The sequence below is a fragment of the Ramlibacter montanisoli genome, assembly GCF_013087525.1.
GTDB classification, from domain to species: domain Bacteria; phylum Pseudomonadota; class Gammaproteobacteria; order Burkholderiales; family Burkholderiaceae_C; genus Ramlibacter; species Ramlibacter montanisoli.
On sequence record NZ_JABFCS010000001.1, the window covers coordinates 2,077,000 to 2,096,803 of the forward strand.

Consider the following 19,804-nt stretch of genomic DNA (forward strand, 5'->3'; position numbering starts at 1 on the left):
GCGGGGGTCTCACCCGCGAATGACAAGAAAGTCAGGCAGTCCAGATGTTCAACCGCATCGTCGCTCCCATCCCCACCGCCGTCGCCCTGCTGTTCGTGGCGGCTCCCTTCCTCGGCTCCGTTGGGGCCACCGCCATCAACAAGCAGGTCTCGACGACTCCGCAGGCCGTGGCCGCGGCGCCCGCCGGTGCCGTGCAGAAGATCGTCCTGAAGACCGGCATGGCCGGCGGCAAGATGGTGTACCTGGACGAGAAGGGCACCGTGAACCCGGTGCTGCGCGGCAAGGTCGGCGAGACGCTCGAGATCACGATCACCAGCGGCGAAGGTGCGGAGCACGACATCGTGTTCCCCGAACTCGACGCCAAGTCCGAGAAGTTCACCGGCAAGAGCGCACCCGTCAAGCTGCTGGTGAAGCTCACGCAATCGGGCGAGTTCACCTACTACTGCTCCATCCCCGGCCACCGCCAGATCGGCATGGAAGGCGTGCTGGAAGTGACCGGCCCGGCCGACGCGAACGCGAAGGCCAAGCCCGCCGCCCCGGCCGCCACGGTCATGGGCGCCGCCACCGCCAACCCCATCGCACCGGCGGCGAAGAACGCGGTGGTCATCTCGCAGGACCCGAACGCCGTGCCGCAGCCGCTGGGCGCGCGCGCCCCGACGCTGGTGAAGTACGCGATCGAGACGGTCGAACTCGAAGGCAAGCTCGACGACGGCGCCACCTTCACCTACTGGACCTTCGCCCGCAAGGTGCCGGGCCCGATGCTGCGCGTGAAGAAGGGCGACATGGTCGAGATCAAGCTGAGCAACAATCCGAACAGCAAGGCCGTGCACTCGATCGACCTGCACGCCGTGACCGGCGGCATGGGCGGCGGCGAGCACACCCAGGTGGCGCCCGGCGAGACCAAGACGATCACCTTCAAGGCGCTGAACCCCGGCCTGTACGTCTACCACTGCGCCACGCCTTCGGTGGCCCACCACATCTCCGCCGGCATGTACGGCCTGATCCTGGTCGAACCCGAGAAGGGCCTGCCCAAGGTGGACAAGGAGTTCTACGTGATGCAGGGCGACCTGTACACCAACCACGCGTTCGGCACCAAGGGCCATCACGAGTACAGCCCCGAGAAGGCAGCCGACGAACTGCCCTCCTACTTCACCTTCAACGGCTCGGTCGGCGCGCTGACCAAGGAGCACAAGATGTCCGCCAAGGCGGGCGAGACGGTGCGCGTGTTCTTCGGTGTCGGCGGTCCGAACAAGGTCTCGTCCTTCCACGTGATCGGCGAGATCTTCGACAAGGTGTACAGCGAGGGCGCCACCAACACCATCAAGCAGAACGTGCAGACCACGCTCGTGCCCGCCGGCGGCGCCACCATCGTCGACTTCAAGGTGCAGTACCCCGGCAAGTACCTGCTGGTCGACCACGCGCTGTCCCGCGCAGCCAAGGGCGGCATCGGCGCCCTGGAGGTGACCGGCCCGGCCGACGACAAGGTGTACAAGGCCTCCGAACCCGGCCACGGCAACATGGCGCACTGAGCGGACACCCTCCCCTGCTCAGTCTTCGGCCCGCGCCTGCGGGCCTTTTTGTGGGTGCGGCGGGCGTCGCTCGGAGCACACCGCAAATGAAGAAGCCCGGCTGAGCCGGGCTTCGATCCCCGCTGCGCGGGGTGGCGCTGATCGCGCCAGGGGTCCCGCCGTGGCACCGGCGGGTGAAGTCATGGTGGCACTGCGCGTGCCCCGAGTCTTGCGCCAGGTCAAACATCGCGCGCGAGTAGTTCCACGGAACGATCCCCCTCCTCCTTCACGACCGCCCGTGCTGTGCCACCGGGGGATGTTGCGAAGCGCGCGCACGCGCGAAAGTCCCATGCGTCGAGACAGAGAGAGAAACGGAGAGCGACGTGTCCACTGCAACCCTTCCCGCCGCCGGCAAGGCCTCCGGTGCCGCCGCCACGGCGACCGGCCAGGCCTGGTCCGTGCTGGCGGTCAGCACCCTGGCCTTCACGGTCTGCTTCATGGTCTGGATGATGTTCGGCGTGATCGGGATCCCGATCAAGAAGATGCTGAACCTCAACGCCACGGAGTTCGGCCTGCTCACCGCCACCCCCGTGCTCACCGGCTCGCTGATCCGCGTGCCCCTGGGCATCTGGACCGACCGCTTCGGCGGCCGCATCGTGATGGCGGTGCTGATGGCGGCCACGGTGCCGGCGATCTTCCTCATGGCCTACGCCACCGCCTACTGGCACTTCCTGGTGATCGGCCTGTTCGTGGGCCTGGCCGGCGGCTCCTTCTCGGTCGGCACGCCCTACGTCGCGCGCTGGTTCCCCAAGAAGCAGCAGGGCTTCGCGATGGGCGTGTACGGCGCCGGCAACTCCGGCGCGGCGGTCAACAAGTTCGTGGCGCCGGTGATCCTGGTCGCGCTCGGATGGACCGCCGTCCCCACCGTCTACGCCGCGGTGATGCTGGGCACGCTGGTGCTGTTCTGGATGTTCAGCTACAGCAACCCGCAGCACCTGGTGCCGCACACCGTGAGCTTCCGCGACCAGCTCAAGGCGCTGAAGGACCCCAAGGTGCTGCGCTACTGCCAGTACTACAGCATCGTGTTCGGCGGCTACGTCGCCCTGTCGCTGTGGATGGTGCAGTACTACGTCGGCGAGTTCGGCCTGGACATCCGCGTGGCCGCCCTGCTGGCCGCCTGCTTCTCGCTGCCCGGGGGCGTGCTGCGCGCCATCGGCGGCTGGCTCTCGGACAAGTACGGCGCCCACAGCATGACCTGGTGGGTGATGTGGGTCAGCTGGATCTGCCTGTTCCTGCTGTCCTATCCGCAGGCCGACTTCACCATCGTCACCGTCAACGGGCCGAAGACCTTCCACGTCGGCCTGAACGTGTACACCTTCACCGCGCTGATGTTCATCCTGGGCATCGCCTGGGCCTTCGGCAAGGCCAGCGTCTTCAAGTACATCAGCGACGACTTCCCGAAGAACATCGGCGCCATCTCCGGCATCGTGGGCCTGGCCGGCGGCCTGGGCGGCTTCCTGCTGCCGATCATGTTCGGCGCCCTCATGGACCTCACCGGCATCCGTTCCAGCGCCTTCATGCTGATGTACGGCGTGGTGTGGGTCTCCCTGATCTGGATGTACTACACCGAGGTCCGCAAGACCCAGGTGATGGGCAGCCATGCCGCTGCATCCCCCTCGTTCACGAACTAGCCAAGGAGCATCGCCATGGCCATCACCACCACGCCCGAAGTCGCCCTGGGCCGCAAGGGCCGGACCCTGACCGTCTGGACGCCGGAAGACAAGCAGTTCTGGGAAACGCAGGGCGAAGCCGTCGCCAAGATCAACCTGTGGATCAGCGTCCCGGCGCTGTTCCTCGCCTTCGCCGTCTGGCAGGTCTGGAGCGTCGTCGCCGTGGGCCTGCCCGGCCTCGGCTTCAAGTACTCCACCAACCAGCTGTTCTGGCTGGCGGCGGCGCGGCGGCGCTCTCGGGCGCGACGCTGCGCATCTTCTACTCCTTCATCGTGCCGCTGGTGGGCGGGCGCCGCTGGACCGCGATCTCCACCGCCACGCTGCTGATCCCGGCCATCGGCATCGGCTACGCGGTGCAGGACAACACCACGACCTACCCGACGATGCTGATGCTCGCGCTGCTGTGCGGCCTGGGCGGCGGCAACTTCAGCTCCAGCATGGCCAACATCAGCTTCTTCTTCCCGAAGGAGCGCAAGGGTTCCGCGCTGGGCGTGAACGCCGGCCTGGGCAACCTCGGCGTCTCGGTCGTGCAGTTCCTCAGCCCGCTGGTGATCACCGCCGGCGTGTTCGGCGTGCTGGGCGGCGATCCGCAGACCATCATGAAGGGCGGCCAGCAGGTGCAGGTGTGGACGCAGAACGCGGCCTTCATCTGGGTGCCGTGGATCGCCATCGCCTCCGTCGCCGCCTGGTTCGGCATGAACGACATCGCCGACGCCAAGGCTTCCTTCGCCACGCAGGCGACCATCTTCGGCAAGAAGCACACCTGGCTGATGTGCCTGCTGTACCTGGGCACCTTCGGCTCCTTCATCGGCTACGCCGCCGGCTTCCCGCTCCTGATCAAGAGCCAGTTCCCCAACGTGAACCCGCTGGCCTACGCCTGGATGGGGCCCCTGGTCGGCGCCGTCATCCGCCCCTTCGGCGGCTGGCTCTCCGACAAGCTGGGTGGCGCCCGCGTGACCTTCTGGAACTTCGTGGTGATGGCCGGCGCGGTGCTCGGCGTCCTGTACTTCCTGCCGGTGGCCGGCCAGGGCGGCAACTTCACCGGCTTCTTCCTGATGTTCCTGGTGCTGTTCCTCACCACCGGCATCGGCAACGGCTCGACCTTCCGCATGATCCCGGTGATCTTCCTGAACCAGGCGCTGCAGGGCGTGCCGGCCAACGACAAGGAAGCCTTCACCCGCGCCAGCCGCGAAGGCAACACCGAAGGTGCCGCGACGCTGGGCTTCACGGCCGCCTTCGCGGCCTACGGCGGCTTCTTCATCCCCAAGAGCTACGGCACCTCGATCACGATGACCGGCGGCCCCGAGGCGGCGCTGTACGTGTTCGTCGCGTTCTACCTGCTGTGCATCGCCATCACCTACTGGTACTACGCGCGCAGGAACGCGGAGATGCCCTGCTAGCGCCCCACCCCAGCCCTCCCCCGCAGGGGGAGGGAGCCAAACCGGAAGGAACGAACAATGAGCCATTTCCTCGACCGCCTCACCTGGTTCCAGCAGCCGCGCGAGTCCTTCGCCGACGGCCACGGCCAGGTGACGAACGAAGACCGCAGCTGGGAGCAGGCCTACCGCGACCGCTGGGCGCACGACAAGATCGTGCGCAGCACCCATGGCGTGAACTGCACGGGCTCCTGCTCGTGGAAGATCTACGTCAAGGGCGGCATCGTCACCTGGGAGACGCAGCAGACCGACTACCCGCGCACCCGCTGGGACATGCCCAACCACGAGCCGCGCGGCTGCGCCCGCGGCGCCAGCTACAGCTGGTACCTCTACTCCGCCAACCGCGTGAAGTACCCGCTGGTGCGGGGGCGCCTGCTCAAGCTGTGGCGGGAAGCCCGCCGCACGCTGCCGCCGGTGGCCGCCTGGGCCAGCCTGGTCGGTGACGAACAGCGCCGCAAGAGCTGGCAGGAAGTGCGCGGGCTCGGCGGCTTCGCGCGTTCCAGCTGGGACGAGGTCAACGAGATCGTCGCCGCCTCCAACATCCACACCATCCAGAAGCACGGCCCCGACCGCGTGATCGGCTTCTCGCCGATCCCGGCGATGTCGATGGTCAGCTACGCCGCCGGCTCACGCTACCTGTCGCTGATCGGCGGCGTCTGCATGTCCTTCTACGACTGGTACTGCGACCTGCCGCCCTCTTCGCCGCAGATCTGGGGCGAGCAGACCGACGTGCCGGAATCGGCCGACTGGTACAACAGCAACTACATCATCGCCTGGGGCTCCAACGTCCCGCAGACCCGCACGCCCGACGCGCACTTCTTCACCGAGGTCCGCTACAAGGGCACCAAGACGGTGGCGATCACGCCCGACTACTCCGAGGTCGCCAAGCTGGCCGACCTCTGGATGCACCCCAAGCAGGGCACCGACGCGGCGCTCGCCATGGCGATGGGCCACGTGATCCTCAAGGAGTTCTACTTCGACCAGCGTTCGGAGTACTTCGACGACTACGCGCGCCGCTACACCGACCTGCCGATGCTGGTCATGCTCAAGGAGCAGGTGCTGCCCAACGGCCAGACCGCGCTGGTCCCTGACCGCTACGTGCGCGCCTCGGACTTCAACGGCAAGCTGGGCCAGTCCAACAACCCCGAGTGGAAGACGCTCGCCTTCGACGCCGAGGGCAAGGTCGTGGTGCCCAAGGGCGCGATCGGCTTCCGCTGGGGCCCGGATGGCCGCCCGGACGCGGGCCAGTGGAACTTGGAAGCCAGGGAAGCGCGCGGCAACGCCGACGTGAAACTCAAGCTCTCGGTGCTGGAAGGCGAGAACAAGGAAGCTTCCACCGCCAAGGTCGCCTTCCCCTACTTCGGCGGCATCGCGCACGAGCACTTCCCGCACAGCGCGCACGGTGACGTGCTGGTGCGCACGGTGCCGGTGCAGCGCATCAGGCTGGGCAAGGCCGGCGAGGAGCGCCACGCCACCGTCGCCACCGTGTTCGACCTCCAGGCAGCGCAGTACGGGGTGCCGCGCGGCCTGCCGATGGAGTACGCGGCGAAGAACTACGACGAGGACACGCCCTACACGCCCGCGTGGCAGGAAAAGATCACCGGCGTGCCGCGCCAGCAGGTGATCACGGTAGCCCGCCAGTTCGCCGAGAACGCGCACAAGACGCACGGCCGCTCGATGGTGATCATCGGCGCCGCCATGAACCACTGGTACCACAGCGACATGAACTACCGCGGCGTCATCAACATGCTGATGATGTGCGGCTGCATCGGCCAGAGCGGCGGCGGCTGGGCGCACTACGTGGGCCAGGAGAAGCTGCGGCCGCAGACCGGCTGGACCGCGCTGGCCTTCGCGCTCGACTGGATCCGGCCGCCGCGGCAGATGAACTCCACCTCCTTCTTCTACGCGCACACCGACCAGTGGCGCTACGAGAAGCTGGGCGTGGAGGAGGTGCTGTCGCCGCTGGCCGACCCGGCCAAGTACAAGGGCAGCCTGATCGACTACAACGTGCGCGCCGAGCGCATGGGCTGGCTGCCGTCGGCGCCGCAATTGCAGACCAACCCGCTGCAGGTGGTGAAAGACGCCAAGGGCGGCGACGTCAGGACTACGTCGTCAAGTCGCTCAAGGACGGCTCGCTCAGGATGTCCTGCGAGGACCCGGACCATCCCGCCAACTGGCCGCGCAACCTGTTCGTCTGGCGCTCCAACATCCTGGGCTCCTCGGGCAAGGGCCACGAGTACTTCCTCAAGCACCTGCTGGGCACCTCGCACGGCGTGCAGGGCAAGGACCTCGGGGCTGACGAGGCCAAGCCAACCGAGGTGGTCTGGCACGACAAGGCGCCTGAAGGCAAGCTCGACCTGGTGGTGACGCTGGACTTCCGCCTGTCCACCACCTGCCTGTACTCGGACATCGTGCTGCCCACGGCCACCTGGTACGAGAAGAACGACCTCAACACCAGCGACATGCACCCCTTCATCCACCCGCTGTCGACGGCGGTGGACCCGGCCTGGGAAGCGCGCAGCGACTGGGAGATCTACAAGGGCTTCGCGAAGAAGTTCAGCGAGCTCGCGCCCGGCCAGCTGGGCGTGGAGAAGGAAGTGGTGCTGTCGCCGCTGATGCACGACACGCCCGCCGAACTGGCGCAGCCCTTCGGCGTGCAGGACTGGAAGCGCGGCGAGTGCGAGCTGATCCCCGGCAAGACGGCGCCCAACATCGCGGTGGTCGAGCGCGACTACCCGAACGTGTACCAGCGCTTCACGGCCCTGGGCCCCTTGATGGACAAGGTGGGCAACGGCGGCAAGGGCATCAGCTGGAACACCCAGGACGAGGTGCAGCAGCTGGCCGAGCTCAATGGCAAGGTGCGCGAGCCCGGCGTCAGCCAGGGCATGCCCAGGATCGTGACCGACATCGACGCCTGCGAGGTGATCCTGCAGCTGGCGCCCGAGACCAACGGCCACGTCGCGGTCAAGGCCTGGGAGGCGCTGTCCAAGGCCACCGGCCGCGAGCACGCGCACCTGGCGCTGCACCGCGAGGACGAGAAGATCCGCTTCCGCGACGTGCAGGCGCAGCCGCGCAAGATCATCAGCTCGCCCACCTGGAGCGGCCTGGAGAGCGAGAAGGTCTCGTACAACGCCGGCTACACCAACGTGCACGAGCTGATCCCATGGCGCACGCTCACGGGGCGGCAGCAGTTCTTCCTGGACCACCCCTGGATGAACGCCTTCGGCGAGCAGTTCTCCAGCTACCGGCCGCCGGTGGACCTGAAGACCACGGGCGCGATCGCGGGCATCAAGCCGAACGGCAACCGCGAGATCCAGCTGAACTTCATCACGCCGCACCAGAAGTGGGGCATCCACTCCACGTACAGCGACAACCTGATCATGCTGACGCTCAACCGCGGCGGCCCGGTGATCTGGCTGTCGGAGGACGACGCGAAGAGCGCGGGCATCGTCGACAACGACTGGGTCGAGCTGTTCAACGTCAACGGCGCGATCACGGCGCGCGCGGTGGTCAGCCAGCGCGTCAACCCCGGCATGGTGCTGATGTACCACGCGCAGGAAAAGATCGTGAACACGCCCGGCTCGGAGATCACCGGCGCGCGCGGCGGCATCCACAACTCGGTGACCCGCATCGTGGTCAAGCCCACGCACATGATCGGCGGCTACGCGCAGTTCAGCTACGGCTTCAACTACTACGGGACCATAGGGACCAACCGCGACGAGTTCGTGGTGGTGCGCAAGATGAACAAGGTGGACTGGATGGACAGCGAAACCGAGTCCGCCGCTGAAGGAGCACAGGCATGAAAGTCCGCGCACAGATCGGCATGGTGCTGAACCTGGACAAGTGCATCGGCTGCCACACCTGTTCGGTGACCTGCAAGAACGTGTGGACCTCGCGTCCCGGCATGGAGTACGCGTGGTTCAACAACGTCGAGACCAAGCCCGGCATCGGCTACCCCAAGGAGTGGGAGAACCAGGGCAAGTGGCAGGGCGGCTGGATCCGCAACGACGACGGCTCGATCGAGCCGCGCCAGGGCGGCAAGTGGAAGCTGCTGATGCGCATCTTCGCCAACCCCAACCTGCCGCAGATCGACGACTACTACGAGCCCTTCACCTTCGACTACGAGCACCTGCAGACGGCGCCCGAGATGAAGGCCGCGCCCACGGCGCGCCCGCGTAGCCTGATCACCGGCCAGCGCATGGAGAAGATCGAGTGGGGCCCGAACTGGGAGGAGATCCTGGGCGGCGAGTTCGCCAAGCGCAGCAAGGACCAGAACCTGGCCACCTTCGACCGCGTGCAGAAGGAGATGGTGGGCCAGTTCGAGAACACCTTCATGATGTACCTGCCGCGCCTGTGCGAGCACTGCCTCAACCCGGCGTGCGTGGCCTCCTGCCCCTCGGGCTCGATCTACAAGCGCGAGGAGGACGGCATCGTCCTGATCGACCAGGACAAGTGCCGCGGCTGGCGCATGTGCGTCTCGGGCTGCCCCTACAAGAAGATCTACTACAACTGGCAGACCGGCAAGGCCGAGAAGTGCATCTTCTGCTACCCGCGCATCGAGGCGGGCCAGCCGACGGTGTGCTCCGAAACCTGCGTGGGCCGCATCCGCTACCTGGGCGTGGTGCTCTATGACGCGGACAGGATCGACGCCGCCGCCAGCGTGGAGAACGAGCAGGACCTGTACGAGGCGCAGCTGGGCGTCTTCCTCGACCCGAACGACCCGGCCGTGATCGCGCAGGCGCGCAAGGACGGCATCCCGGAAGCCTGGATCGAGGGCGCGAAGAACTCGCCGGTGTGGAAGATGGCGATGGACTGGAAGGTCGCGCTGCCGCTGCACCCCGAGTACCGCACGCTGCCCATGGTCTGGTACGTGCCGCCGCTGTCGCCCATCACCTCCGCCGCCAACGCGGGCTTCGTGGGCGTCAACGGCCAGTTGCCGGACGTGTCCGAGATGCGCATCCCGGTGCAGTACCTGGCCAACCTGCTGACCGCCGGCCAGACCGGCCCGGTGATCCGCGCCCTGGAACGCATGCTGGCCATGCGCGCCTGGCAGCGCGGCAAGCACGTGGACCACGTGGAGAACACCGAGGTGCTGCTGCAGGCGGGACTGACCGTGGCCCAGGTCGAGGACATGTACCGGATCATGGCCATCGCCAACTACGAGGACCGCTTCGTGATCCCGTCCACGCACCGCGAGTACGCGGAGAACGCCTTCGACGTGAAGGGCGGCTGCGGGTTCAGCTTCGGCAACGGCTGCTCCGACGGGGCCAGCGAGGCCAGCCTGTTCGACGGCAAGAAGAAGCGGACGATCCCGATCGCGGTGGAGAAGGTGTGAGCATGAACAAGAACACGAAGATCAGCCACACGCTGCGCGCGCTGGCGCTGCTGCTGTCCTACCCGGACCAGAAGGTGCGCGACCTGCTGCCGGCCCTGGCGACGGCGATCGACGAGGAGCGCGCCCTGTCCACGGAGCGCTGCTCGGAGATCCGTTCCCTGGCCTCCGAGATGGCGGTGGCCGACCCCATCGCCGTCGAATCGCGCTACGTCGAACTGTTCGACCGCGGGCGCAGCACCTCGCTGCACCTGTTCGAGCACGTGCACGGCGATTCGCGCGACCGCGGCCCGGCGATGATCGACCTGGTCAAGCACTACGAGGCCGCCGGCCTGTTCTTCGACGGCAAGGAGCTGCCCGACCACCTGTGCGTGGTGCTGGAATTCGCTTCCACCCAGCCGCCCGCGCAGGCCAAGGAGTTCCTGGGCGAGATGGCGCACATCCTGCAGGCGCTGTTCAGCGCCTTGCGCCAGCGCGAGAGCGGCTACGCCTCGCTGGTCGCCGCGGTGCTCGAACTGGCCGGCCAGAAGGTCGAGGCCGTGCCCGTCACGCCCGACGAGGCGCTCGACGCGAGCTGGGCCGAGCCCGAGGCCTTCGGCGGCTGCAGCACGCAGGGCCAGGCCGCGCCCGGCCAGCCGCAACCCATCCAGATCGTCCGGCGGCCCGCCGCCACCCAAGGAGCACGTTCGTGACTTACTTCGACCGCTTCCTGTTCGGCTACTACCCCTACCTCGCGCTCACGGTCTTCCTGCTCGGGAGCCTGGTGCGCTTCGACCGCGAGCAGTACACGTGGAAGAGCGACTCCTCAGCTGCTGCGCCACGGCACGCTGCGCTGGGGCAGCAACCTGTTCCACGTCGGCGTGCTGTTCCTGTTCGTCGGCCACGGCATCGGCATGCTGACGCCGCACTTCCTGTACGAGCCCTTCCTGGGCGCCGGCACCAAGCAGCTGCTGGCCATGGTCACCGGCGGCATCGCCGGCTTCCTGGCCTTCATCGGCGTGAGCCTGCTGCTGCACCGCCGGCTGTTCGACGCGCGCATCCGCGCCACCTCGCGCACCGCCGACATCGTGCTGCTGGTGCTGCTGTGGGTGCAGCTGGTGCTGGGACTGGCGACCATCCCGCTGTCGGCGCAGCACCTGGACGGCTACATGATGCTCAAGCTGGCCGGCTGGGCGCAGCACATCCTGACCTTCCGCACTGGCGCGGTGGAACTGCTGGCCGAAGCGGGCTGGGTGTTCAAGGCCCACATGTTCCTGGGCATGACGCTGTTCCTGGTGTTCCCCTTCACCCGCCTCGTGCACGTGTGGAGCGGCTTCGGCACGCTGGCCTATGTCGTGCGGCCCTACCAGGTCGTGCGCACCAAGCGCCGCATCGTTGCGCAGGCGGCGGCGCAGGTGGCAGCGCCTTCCGCGATGCCGCAGCCGGTGCCCGACTTCGAAGCCCGGAGGCCGGCATGAGCTGCGGCGGAACCGGCGCCTGTACCTGCGGCGGCAAGTCGCAGACCGTCGCCGCCATCAACGGCATCGCCCTGCACGAAGCTGGCGAACAGCTGACGGCGGAGGAGCTGCGCGAGCGCGCCTGGGGCGAGCTGCTGCGGCAGGAAGCGGTGCGCCAGGGCCGGCTGCCGCTTCACCGCGAGCTCACCTCGCCCGGCATCAGCCAGGGCGACGAGGCCGTGATCCAGGCCATGCTGGAGGAGCAGGTGCCGCTGCGCCAGCCGGGCGACGAGGAGTGCGAACGCTACTACGCGGCCCACCGGCAGCGTTACGTGCAGGGCCGCCAGTCCCAGGTCAGGCACATCCTGTTCGCGGTGACCGGTGGCGTCGACGTGTCCGCCCTGGCGCGGCGCGCGGAGCAGGCGCTGCTGGAACTGGCGCACCGCGATGCGCCGGCGACGCGCTTCGGCGAGCTGGCGCGGGAACTGTCCAATTGCCCCAGCGGTGCGCAGGGCGGCGATCTCGGCTGGCTGCGGCCCCAGGACTGCGTGCCCGAATTCGCGAAGGCGATCTTCGACGAGAGCGACGCCAGGGGGCTGCGGCCGCAACTGGTGCACAGCCGCTTCGGCTTCCACATCGTCGACGTGAGCGCGCGAGAGTCGGGCGAGGTCCTGCCTTACGCGCAGGTGCGCGAGCGCATCGCCATGGAACTGGCGCAGCGCTCGCGGGCGACGGCGCTGCACCAGTACATCCGGGTGCTCGCGGGCAAGGCGGTGGTGGAGGGCGTGGAGCTGGAAGCGGCCGAGACGCCACTGGTGCAATGACCGACAAGGGAAGCGACGAACTTCTGAGCCGCCTGCGGCGCTTCCACTCCGACTATTTCCCGCGCCACCAGCAGCGCTTCCAGGACCTGGTGGCGCAGGGGCAGCACCCCAAGACGCTGTTCATCGGCTGCTCCGACTCGCGCCTGGTCCCTTACCTGCTCACGGGCGCGGGACCGGGCGAACTGTTCATCGTCCGCAACGTGGGCGCCTTCGTGTGCCGCCTTACGACGGCTCGCACGGCCTGCACGGCACCACCGCGGCGATCGAGTTCGCGGTGCTCACGCTGGAAGTGGAGCGCATCGTGGTCTGCGGCCACAGTCACTGCGGCGCCATCCGCGCGGCCTATGAAGGCGTGCCGGACGAGGCCATCAACCTCAAGGAGTGGCTGAAACTGGCCTCCGAGGCCCTGCTCCCGGTCCGCGCCTGCCCCGAGGCCCTTCGGCGCACGGAACAGCGTGCCGTCGTGCTGCAGCTGGAGCGGCTGATGGAGTATCCGATGGTAAAACGACAGGTCGAAGCCAGGAAACTGTCGCTCTACGGCTGGCATTACGTCATTGAGGATGGAGAAATCCATGTGTTTGATGCGGCGCAACTGGCCTTCGTGCCCGCTTCGGTAGCCTCCACACCCGGAACCGGTCCTTACCGGGAATACGTGGAACACGATGGACAAATCCTCTGTGACTGACATGGCCACCGCCGCCGGCCTGAATTTGTGGCAATTCCGGGGGCGTGCGCTGTTGCCGGTCGTCCAGGGGGCATGGGCGTGGGCATCTCGGCCGGCCGCCTGGCGGGCACCGTCGCGTCCTTCAACGGCGTGGGCACGATCTCCTCGGTGGACCTGCGCCGGCTGCATCCCGACCTGTGGGAAAAGACCGAGCACCTCGAAGGCCCTGAGGCCAAGGCGGTCATCGACGCCGCCAACCGCGAAGCGCTGGACCGCGAGATCAAGCGCGCCCGCGAGATCTCCGGCGGCCGCGGCCTGATCGCCGTCAACGTGATGAAGGCGCTGGACCAGTACGAGACCTACGTGCGGCAGGCGCTGGAGAGCGGCGCCGACGCGCTGGCCGTCGGTGCCGGCCTGCCGCTGGACCTGCCCGAGCTGGCCAAGGACTTCCCGCACGTGGCGCTGATCCCGATCCTCTCCGACGCGCGCGGCGTGCAGCTGCTGGTGCGCAAGTGGGAGAAGAAGGGGCGCATCCCCGACGCGATCGTGATCGAGCATCCGCGCCTGGCCGGCGGCCACCTGGGCGCCGCCAAGATCAGCGACCTGAACGACCGCCGCTTCGACTTCGACGTCGTGCTGCCCGAAGTGCTGGAGTTCTTCCGCAAGTCCGGCATCAGCATTCCGCTGATCGCCGCCGGCGGCATCTCCACGCACGAGGACGTGCGCCACCTGCAGGCACTGGGTGCCGCCGCCGTGCAACTGGGTACCGCCTTCGCCGTCACCGTGGAAAGCGACGCCAGCGATGCCTTCAAGGAAGTGCTGGCCGGTGCCAAGCCCGAGGACCTGGTGGAGTTCACCAGCGTCGCCGGCCTGCCGGCGCGCGCGGTGCGCACGCCCTGGCTGGACAAGTACCTGCGCCTGCAGGACCGCATGCAGAAGGCTGCCCACGTCAAGACCCACTGCACCATGTGGTTCGACTGCCTGGCCAACTGCGGCCTGCGCGACGGCCATGCCAGCTGGGGCCAGTTCTGCATCGACAAGGTGCTCGGCCATGCGTTCGACGGGGACGTCCGCAAAGGGCTATTCTTCCGGGGTGCAGGCCGCCTGCCCTTCGGCAACCAGATCCGCCCGGTGCGTGACCTGCTGGCCTGCCTGATGGGCAACGTGATGCCCGCCGCCCTGACCAAGAACGCCATCCAGACTGCCGAGGTGCAACCCGCATGAAGCGCGATCCGTCGCCGACCGAACTGCCCGAACTTCCCGCCCAGCCCATCAGCCAGGACGTCCTGCGGGAGAAATACCTCAAGACCGGAGAAAGCACCGAAGCCGACCTGCTGCGCCGCGTGGCGCGCGCGCTCGCCTCGGTGGAAGCGGAGCCCGCCCGCGCAGAGTGGGAACAGAAGTTCTTCGACAACATGCTGGCGGGCGCGATCGGCGCCGGCCGCATCATGAGCGCCGCGGGCACCGACCTGCAGGCCACCCTGATCAACTGCTTCGTGCAGCCCGTGGGCGACGCCATCCAGGGCCGCGACGACGAAGGCTTCCCGGGCATCTACGAAGCGCTGCGCGAAGCCGCCGAGACCATGCGGCGCGGCGGCGGCGTCGGCTACGACTTCTCGCGCATCCGCCCGCGCGGCGCCGAGGTGCGCGCCACGGCTTCGCAGGCTTCCGGCCCGTGCAGCTACATGGACGTGTTCGACCACTCCTGCTCCACGGTGGAAAGCGCCGGCGCGCGCCGCGGCGCGCAGATGGGCGTGCTGCGCATCGACCATCCCGACGTGCTGGAGTTCATCACGGCCAAGCGCACGCCGGGCCGCTGGAACAACTTCAACGTGTCGGTGGCGGTCACCGACGAATTCATCCGCACCCTGCAGGCCGGCGGCGACTGGGCCCTGGTGCACAAGGCCAAGCCGGGCGGCTCGCTGGTCGCCCAGGGCGCGCACCTGCGCGGCGACGGCCTGTGGGTCTACAAGACCGTGCCGGCGCAGCAGCTGTGGGACACGGTGATGCGCTCGGCCTACGATTTCGCCGAGCCGGGCATCCTGTTCGTGGACACGATCAACCGCGAGAACAACCTGCGCTATGCGGAAGGGATCACGGCGACCAACCCCTGTGGTGAGCAGCCCTTGCCGCCCTACGGCTGCTGCGACCTCGGCCCCATCATCCTGACGAAGTTCGTGCGCCACGCCTTCGGCTTCGGCGGCGTGCCGCAGTTCGACTTCGCGGCGTTCGCGCGTTCGGTGGCGACGCAGGTGCGCGCGCTGGACAACGTGCTGGACCTCACCTTCTGGCCGCTGGACCAGCAGAAGAAGGAAGCTGCGGCCAAGCGCCGCATCGGCGTGGGCTTCACCGGCCTGGGCAACGCGCTGGCCATGATGCGCGTGCGCTACGACGCACCCGACGGCCGCGACCTGGCCGCGCGCATCGCCCGCTGCATGCGCGACGCCGCCTATGCGGCCTCGGTGGAACTGGCGAAGGAAAAGGGCGCCTTCCCGCTGTTCGACGCGGACAAGTACCTGGAGGCCGGCACCTTCGCCAGCCGCCTGGACGACGCGCTCAAGCAGGACATCCGCAAGCACGGCATCCGCAACAGCCACCTGCTGTCGATCGCACCGACCGGCACGGTGAGCCTCGCCTTCGCCGACAACGCCTCCAACGGCATCGAGCCGCCCTTCTCCTGGACCTACCGCCGCAAGAAGCGCGAGTCCGACGGCAGCACCAGCGAGTACGACGTGGAAGACCACGCCTGGCGCCTGTACCGCTCGCTGGGCGGCGACACGACCAAGCTGCCGCCCTATTTCGTCTCCGCGCTGGAGATGCCGGCCGCGGGCCACCTGGCGATGATGGAAGCGGTGCAGCCCTTCATCGACACGGCGATCTCCAAGACCGTGAACGTGCCGGCGGACTACCCGTACGGCGACTTCCAGGGCCTGTACCTGGAAGCCTGGCGCGCCGGCCTCAAGGGCATGGCCACCTACCGGCCGAACGACATCCTCGGCTCGGTGCTGTCCACGACGCCCGAGACGAGCGAGCGGCCGCCCGAGAAGGAACGCCGCAAGACCGACCCGATGCGCTCGGTGATCGAGAAGCGCCCCAAGGGCCAGCTGCCCGCGGTGGCCGAGAAGGTCGAGTACTGGACGCAGCAGGGCCGGCAGACGCTCTACATCGTCGTGTCGTTCATGCCGACGGAAGACAACCGCGAACGCGCGGTGGAGTTCTTCATGCCGGTGGGCCAGAGCGGCGAGTCGCAGCAGTGGATCACCTCCAGCATGCGACTGCTGTCGCTGGCCGCGCGCGGCGGCTTCCTGGACCGCGCGCTGGCCGACATGCGCAAGGTGGCGTGGGACCGCGGTCCCGTGCGCCTGGGCACCTATGCCAAGCCGGACGGCGGCACGGTGCCGCTGTGGCACGACTCCGAAGTCGCCGCCATCGCCTACGCGGTGCAGAACATCATCTCGCGCCGCAACGGCGAGCCGGTGGCCGAACTCGCGACGCCGCCCACGCCCGCCACTTCCGCGCCGCCCGCCATGGCCGGTGCCAAGTGCCCGGAGTGCGGGGCGCACGCGATGATCCGCAAGGACGGCTGCGACTTCTGCACGCAGTGCGGCCACGTGGGAGCCTGTGGGTGACCCAGCCCGTGGATGCGGCGCTCGCCGGCGAATGGGCCGACGCGCTGATCCACGGCCGGCGCACCGTGCTGCCCAAGCGGCTGGCGGCCCCGGGCCCGACGCCACGCAGCTGCAGCGCATCCTGGGCGCCGCGGCGGCGGCCCCTGACCACGGCGAACTGATCCCGTGGCGCTTCGTGATCATCCCGGACGACGCGCGCTCCTCGCTGGCCGACGCGTTCGCCGCCTCGCTGCGCGAGCGTGACGCGCAGGCCACCGAGGAACAGCTCACCCAGGCACGCGACAAGGCCTTCCGCTCGCCGCTGCTGCTGCTGGCGGTGGCGACCATGGGCGAGCCCGCCGGCGACATCCCCCCACCGAGCGGCTGCTGTCGGCCGGCTGCGCGATCCAGAACATCCTGCTGATGGCCACGGCCCTGGGCTTCGGCTCCGCGCTCACCAGCGGCAAGGCCCTGGGCTCGCCGGCCCTGCGCGCGCTGTTCGCGCTGGCGCCCGAGGAACAGGCGCTGTGCTTCATCAGCATCGGCACCATCGCCGGCGCGCGCGCGCGCGCACGCGGCCCGGCGTCGAGCGCTACGTGAGCGAACTCAAGGTCCGCCGATGATCCAGCCGATCCGACTGCAGTCGCTGGTGGCCGCGCCGGCGGCGGGCTTCGAGCAGCCCTTCGAGATGCTGGAAGCCTGCCACGAACGCGTGCACCGCATGCTGGCGCTGCTCGCCCGCCTGCGCGAGCACCTGCGCGCGCACGGCGCCGACACGCAGGCGCAGCAGGCGGCACGCGACGTGATGCGCTACTTCGACCAGGCGGCGCCGCAACACCACCAGGACGAGGAACTGCACGTGTTCCCGCCGCTGCTGGCCCAGGGCGACCCGGAGACCGTCGCCGTGGTCGCGCGCCTGCAGCAGGACCACCTGCAGATGGAGTCGCGCTGGGGCGCCGCGCGCCAGGTGCTGGCGCTGGTGGCGGAGGGACGGATCAATGCGCTGTCCGCCGAGGACGAAGCGGTGCTGGATGCGTTCACGGGGTTATACGGCGCGCACATCGAGGCGGAGGAAGGGATGGCCTACCCGGCCGCGCGTGCGCTGTTCGACGAGGCCGCGACGGCCGCGATGGGGGAGGAGATGATGCGGCGACGGGGGTGAAATAGCGCCGGTGCGCGCCCCGCCCCCACCCCAACCCTCCCCCGGAGGGGGAGGGAGAAAAAGAGAACTCAGCGCAGCCGCGGCGGCGCCGCCAGCTGCTCCGGCGTCGTGAAGTAGTCCGCCCACTTGCCCCGCTGGTCCCCCGCACGGCGCAGTTCGCCGCGCGCCACGGTGCGCAGGTGCACCTCGTCCGGCCCGTCCATGATCCGCAGCGCCCGGCCCCAGGTCCAGAGGTAGGCCAGCGGCGTGTCGGGCGACAGGCCCATGGCGCCGAAGACCTGGATCGCGCGGTCCACCACGCGGGTCTGCAGGCGCGCGGCGACCACCTTGATGGCCGCGATCTGCTCGCGCAGGTCCGGCGGCGGTTCCGGCTGGTCGAGTGCCCAGGCCGTGCGCAGCACCAGCAGGCGGGCCTGGTCGATCTCGATGCGCGAGTCCGCGATCCATTCCTGCACGTTCGACTGCTGCGACAGCGGCTTGCCGAAGGCGCGCCGCTCCAGCGAGCGGTCGCAGGCCAGCGCCAGCGCCAGCTCGCACTGGCCGATGGTGCGCATGCAATGGTGCACGCGGCCGGGCCCCAGGCGCGACTGCGCCAGCGCGAAACCCTCGCCCCAGCGGCCCAGCAGGTAGGCTTCGGGCACGCGCACCTGGCGGAACAGCATCTCGCAATGGCCTTCCAGCGAGGTGTGCTGCACGATCGGGATGTTGCGCGCGACCTCCACGCCGGGCGCATCGGCCGGCACCAGCACCAGGCTGTGCGCGCGGTGCTTCTCGTCGCCGTTGGCGTCCGCGTTGCGGCAGACCACGATCAGGAAGCGGCAGTCCGGGTGGGCGGCGCCCGTGATGAACCACTTGCGGCCGCTGATCACCTGCTGGCCGCCCTCGCGCCGCACCTCGGTCTGCAGGTTGGTGGGATCGGAGGAGGCGACGTCCGGCTCGGACATCGCGAAGGCCGAGCGGATCACGCCCGCCAGCAGGGGTTTCAGCCACATCTCGCGCTGCGCCGGCGACGCGTGCTTGAGCAGCAGCTCCATGTTGCCGCTGTCCGGCGCATTGCAGTTGAAGACCTCGGCGGCCCAGGGCAGCCGGCCCATCGCTTCGGCCAGCGGCGCGTAATCCAGGTGCGGCAGCGCGGTGCCGGGGGCGTCGGCGGGCAGCGCGGGCAGGCACAGGTTCCACAGGCCTTCCTCGCGGGCCAGCGAGCGCAGGTCCGCCATGAACTCCGGCTGCCGCCCCTGCGCGGCGCTGGCGTGCCAGGCCGCGTTGAACGGCAGCAGGTAGCGCTCCAGGAAGGATTCCAGCCGTCGCAGCCACTGGTCGGCGCACTCGGACTGGCGGAAGTTCATGGCCATGGCCCACCATAGCCGCCCGTTTGGGGGATGGCCCTGACCTGGGTCAACTGCGAAGCTTCGCACTGTCGCGTACCGGTCATCCCACGGTCCCCGCCGCCCGGCCCCCTTTTGCCGACGTGCCGGGAGCCGCTGGCGAGAATCCGGAAGGCGCCGATTGCAGGCTCTCCTGAAAGCTGGCCCTCCCTGTGCGTGTCCTGACCGATCCCGACCACATCGTCCCGCTGCTGCTGGTGGTGCTGGCGATCGCCGCCGCCGTGGTGCTGTGGCGGCTGCGCGCGCGCATGGTCAAGCGCGCGGCCCTGCGGCGCGCGGCCGGCTACCAGCTGATGGACTGCCTGAAGGCCTACACGGTCTGGATCGACTGGCACCGCGACGAGCCGCTGCTGCACCAGGACCCGGAGACCCTCAGCATCCCCGCGTCCCTCAAGCAGGCCGTGGAGCTCAAGGACGAGCACTTCCCCGAGCTGGCCAAGCTGATGCTGCAACTGCTGCAGACGCACCGCGAGCTGATGAAGTACCTGTGGGAAGAGAACATCCTGCGCATGACGCATTCGACGCAGCGGCCGCACTACGCCGACCCGCGCTACCACCAGCTGCGCGACACGCAGGACGCGGCGCTGGACAGCCTGTTCGTGCGCTGCCGCCAGCTGATCGGCGACAGCAACGGCGAATGGCGCCGCACCCGCAGCGACTTCAGCTTCTCCAGCGGCATGGAAGGGCCTTCCCGCCCCTCCACGCCGAATTGACGAACT

Annotated in this window: 12 protein-coding genes and 5 pseudogenes; 16 read left to right on the forward strand and 1 reads right to left on the reverse strand. The window is 68.7% G+C overall.

Features of this window, described 5'->3' with window-relative positions; genetic code table 11:
* Nucleotides 1-44 precede the first annotated feature (44 nt).
* From nirK to HK415_RS10385, 15 genes and pseudogenes are all read left to right on the forward strand, one after another.
* Complete coding sequence (gene nirK / locus HK415_RS10325; RefSeq protein ID WP_216369765.1) at nt 45-1,529, forward strand: copper-containing nitrite reductase; 1,485 nt, start codon at nt 45-47, stop codon at nt 1,527-1,529.
* 362 nt (nt 1,530-1,891) lie between these two features.
* On the forward strand, nt 1,892-3,199 hold the full coding sequence (locus HK415_RS10330) for an MFS transporter (RefSeq protein ID WP_171558716.1): 1,308 nt from the start codon (nt 1,892-1,894) through the stop codon (nt 3,197-3,199).
* 15 nt (nt 3,200-3,214) lie between these two features.
* Nucleotides 3,215-4,638 (forward strand): annotated as a pseudogene (locus tag HK415_RS10335) (MFS transporter).
* Between the two features lie 57 nt (nt 4,639-4,695).
* A pseudogene (locus HK415_RS10340) lies at nt 4,696-8,477 on the forward strand (nitrate reductase subunit alpha).
* The gene (gene narH, locus HK415_RS10345; RefSeq protein WP_171558719.1) at nt 8,474-10,009 is read left to right on the forward strand and encodes a nitrate reductase subunit beta; all 1,536 of its coding nucleotides are present in this window, start codon (nt 8,474-8,476) and stop codon (nt 10,007-10,009) included. Before HK415_RS10340 ends, narH begins: the two are co-directional and overlap by 4 nt.
* A gap of 2 nt (nt 10,010-10,011) precedes the next feature.
* The gene (gene narJ / locus HK415_RS10350; protein ID WP_171558721.1) at nt 10,012-10,698 is read left to right on the forward strand and encodes a nitrate reductase molybdenum cofactor assembly chaperone; all 687 of its coding nucleotides are present in this window, start codon (nt 10,012-10,014) and stop codon (nt 10,696-10,698) included.
* A pseudogene (gene narI, locus HK415_RS10355) lies at nt 10,695-11,463 on the forward strand (respiratory nitrate reductase subunit gamma). Before narJ ends, narI begins: the two are co-directional and overlap by 4 nt.
* Nucleotides 11,460-12,266, forward strand: coding sequence for a peptidylprolyl isomerase (locus HK415_RS10360; protein WP_171558723.1), 807 nt, complete (start codon nt 11,460-11,462; stop codon nt 12,264-12,266). The pseudogene narI and the gene HK415_RS10360 overlap by 4 nt, the downstream one beginning before the upstream one ends.
* Nucleotides 12,263-12,951 (forward strand): annotated as a pseudogene (locus HK415_RS10365) (carbonic anhydrase). Before HK415_RS10360 ends, HK415_RS10365 begins: the two are co-directional and overlap by 4 nt.
* Before the next feature lies 1 nt (nt 12,952).
* Nucleotides 12,953-14,154 (forward strand): annotated as a pseudogene (locus HK415_RS10370) (NAD(P)H-dependent flavin oxidoreductase).
* Nucleotides 14,151-16,559, forward strand: coding sequence for an adenosylcobalamin-dependent ribonucleoside-diphosphate reductase (locus HK415_RS10375; protein WP_171558728.1), 2,409 nt, complete (start codon nt 14,151-14,153; stop codon nt 16,557-16,559). The pseudogene HK415_RS10370 and the gene HK415_RS10375 overlap by 4 nt, the downstream one beginning before the upstream one ends.
* Nucleotides 16,556-16,720 (forward strand): hypothetical protein, encoded by a 165-nt coding sequence (locus HK415_RS26300; protein WP_309246869.1) that lies wholly within the window; start codon nt 16,556-16,558, stop codon nt 16,718-16,720. The genes HK415_RS10375 and HK415_RS26300 overlap by 4 nt, the downstream gene beginning before the upstream one ends.
* Complete coding sequence (locus tag HK415_RS26305) at nt 16,681-16,962, forward strand: nitroreductase family protein (RefSeq protein WP_309246822.1); 282 nt, start codon at nt 16,681-16,683, stop codon at nt 16,960-16,962. The genes HK415_RS26300 and HK415_RS26305 overlap by 40 nt, the downstream gene beginning before the upstream one ends.
* Nucleotides 16,953-17,138, forward strand: coding sequence for a nitroreductase family protein (locus HK415_RS26310; protein ID WP_373684644.1), 186 nt, complete (start codon nt 16,953-16,955; stop codon nt 17,136-17,138). Before HK415_RS26305 ends, HK415_RS26310 begins: the two co-directional genes overlap by 10 nt.
* Before the next feature lie 19 nt (nt 17,139-17,157).
* Nucleotides 17,158-17,700 (forward strand): hemerythrin domain-containing protein, encoded by a 543-nt coding sequence (locus HK415_RS10385; protein ID WP_253261839.1) that lies wholly within the window; start codon nt 17,158-17,160, stop codon nt 17,698-17,700.
* A gap of 68 nt (nt 17,701-17,768) precedes the next feature.
* Here HK415_RS10385 and HK415_RS10390 read toward each other — a convergent pair whose 3' ends face one another.
* The gene (locus HK415_RS10390) at nt 17,769-19,046 is read right to left on the reverse strand and encodes an acyl-CoA dehydrogenase family protein (RefSeq protein WP_171563319.1); all 1,278 of its coding nucleotides are present in this window, start codon (nt 19,044-19,046) and stop codon (nt 17,769-17,771) included.
* A gap of 191 nt (nt 19,047-19,237) precedes the next feature.
* On the opposite strand from HK415_RS10390, the gene HK415_RS10395 reads away from it, so the two are divergent.
* Entirely contained in the window at nt 19,238-19,798 is a 561-nt protein-coding gene (locus tag HK415_RS10395) for a hypothetical protein (RefSeq protein ID WP_171558731.1), read from the forward strand.
* Nucleotides 19,799-19,804: the final 6 nt, after the last annotated feature.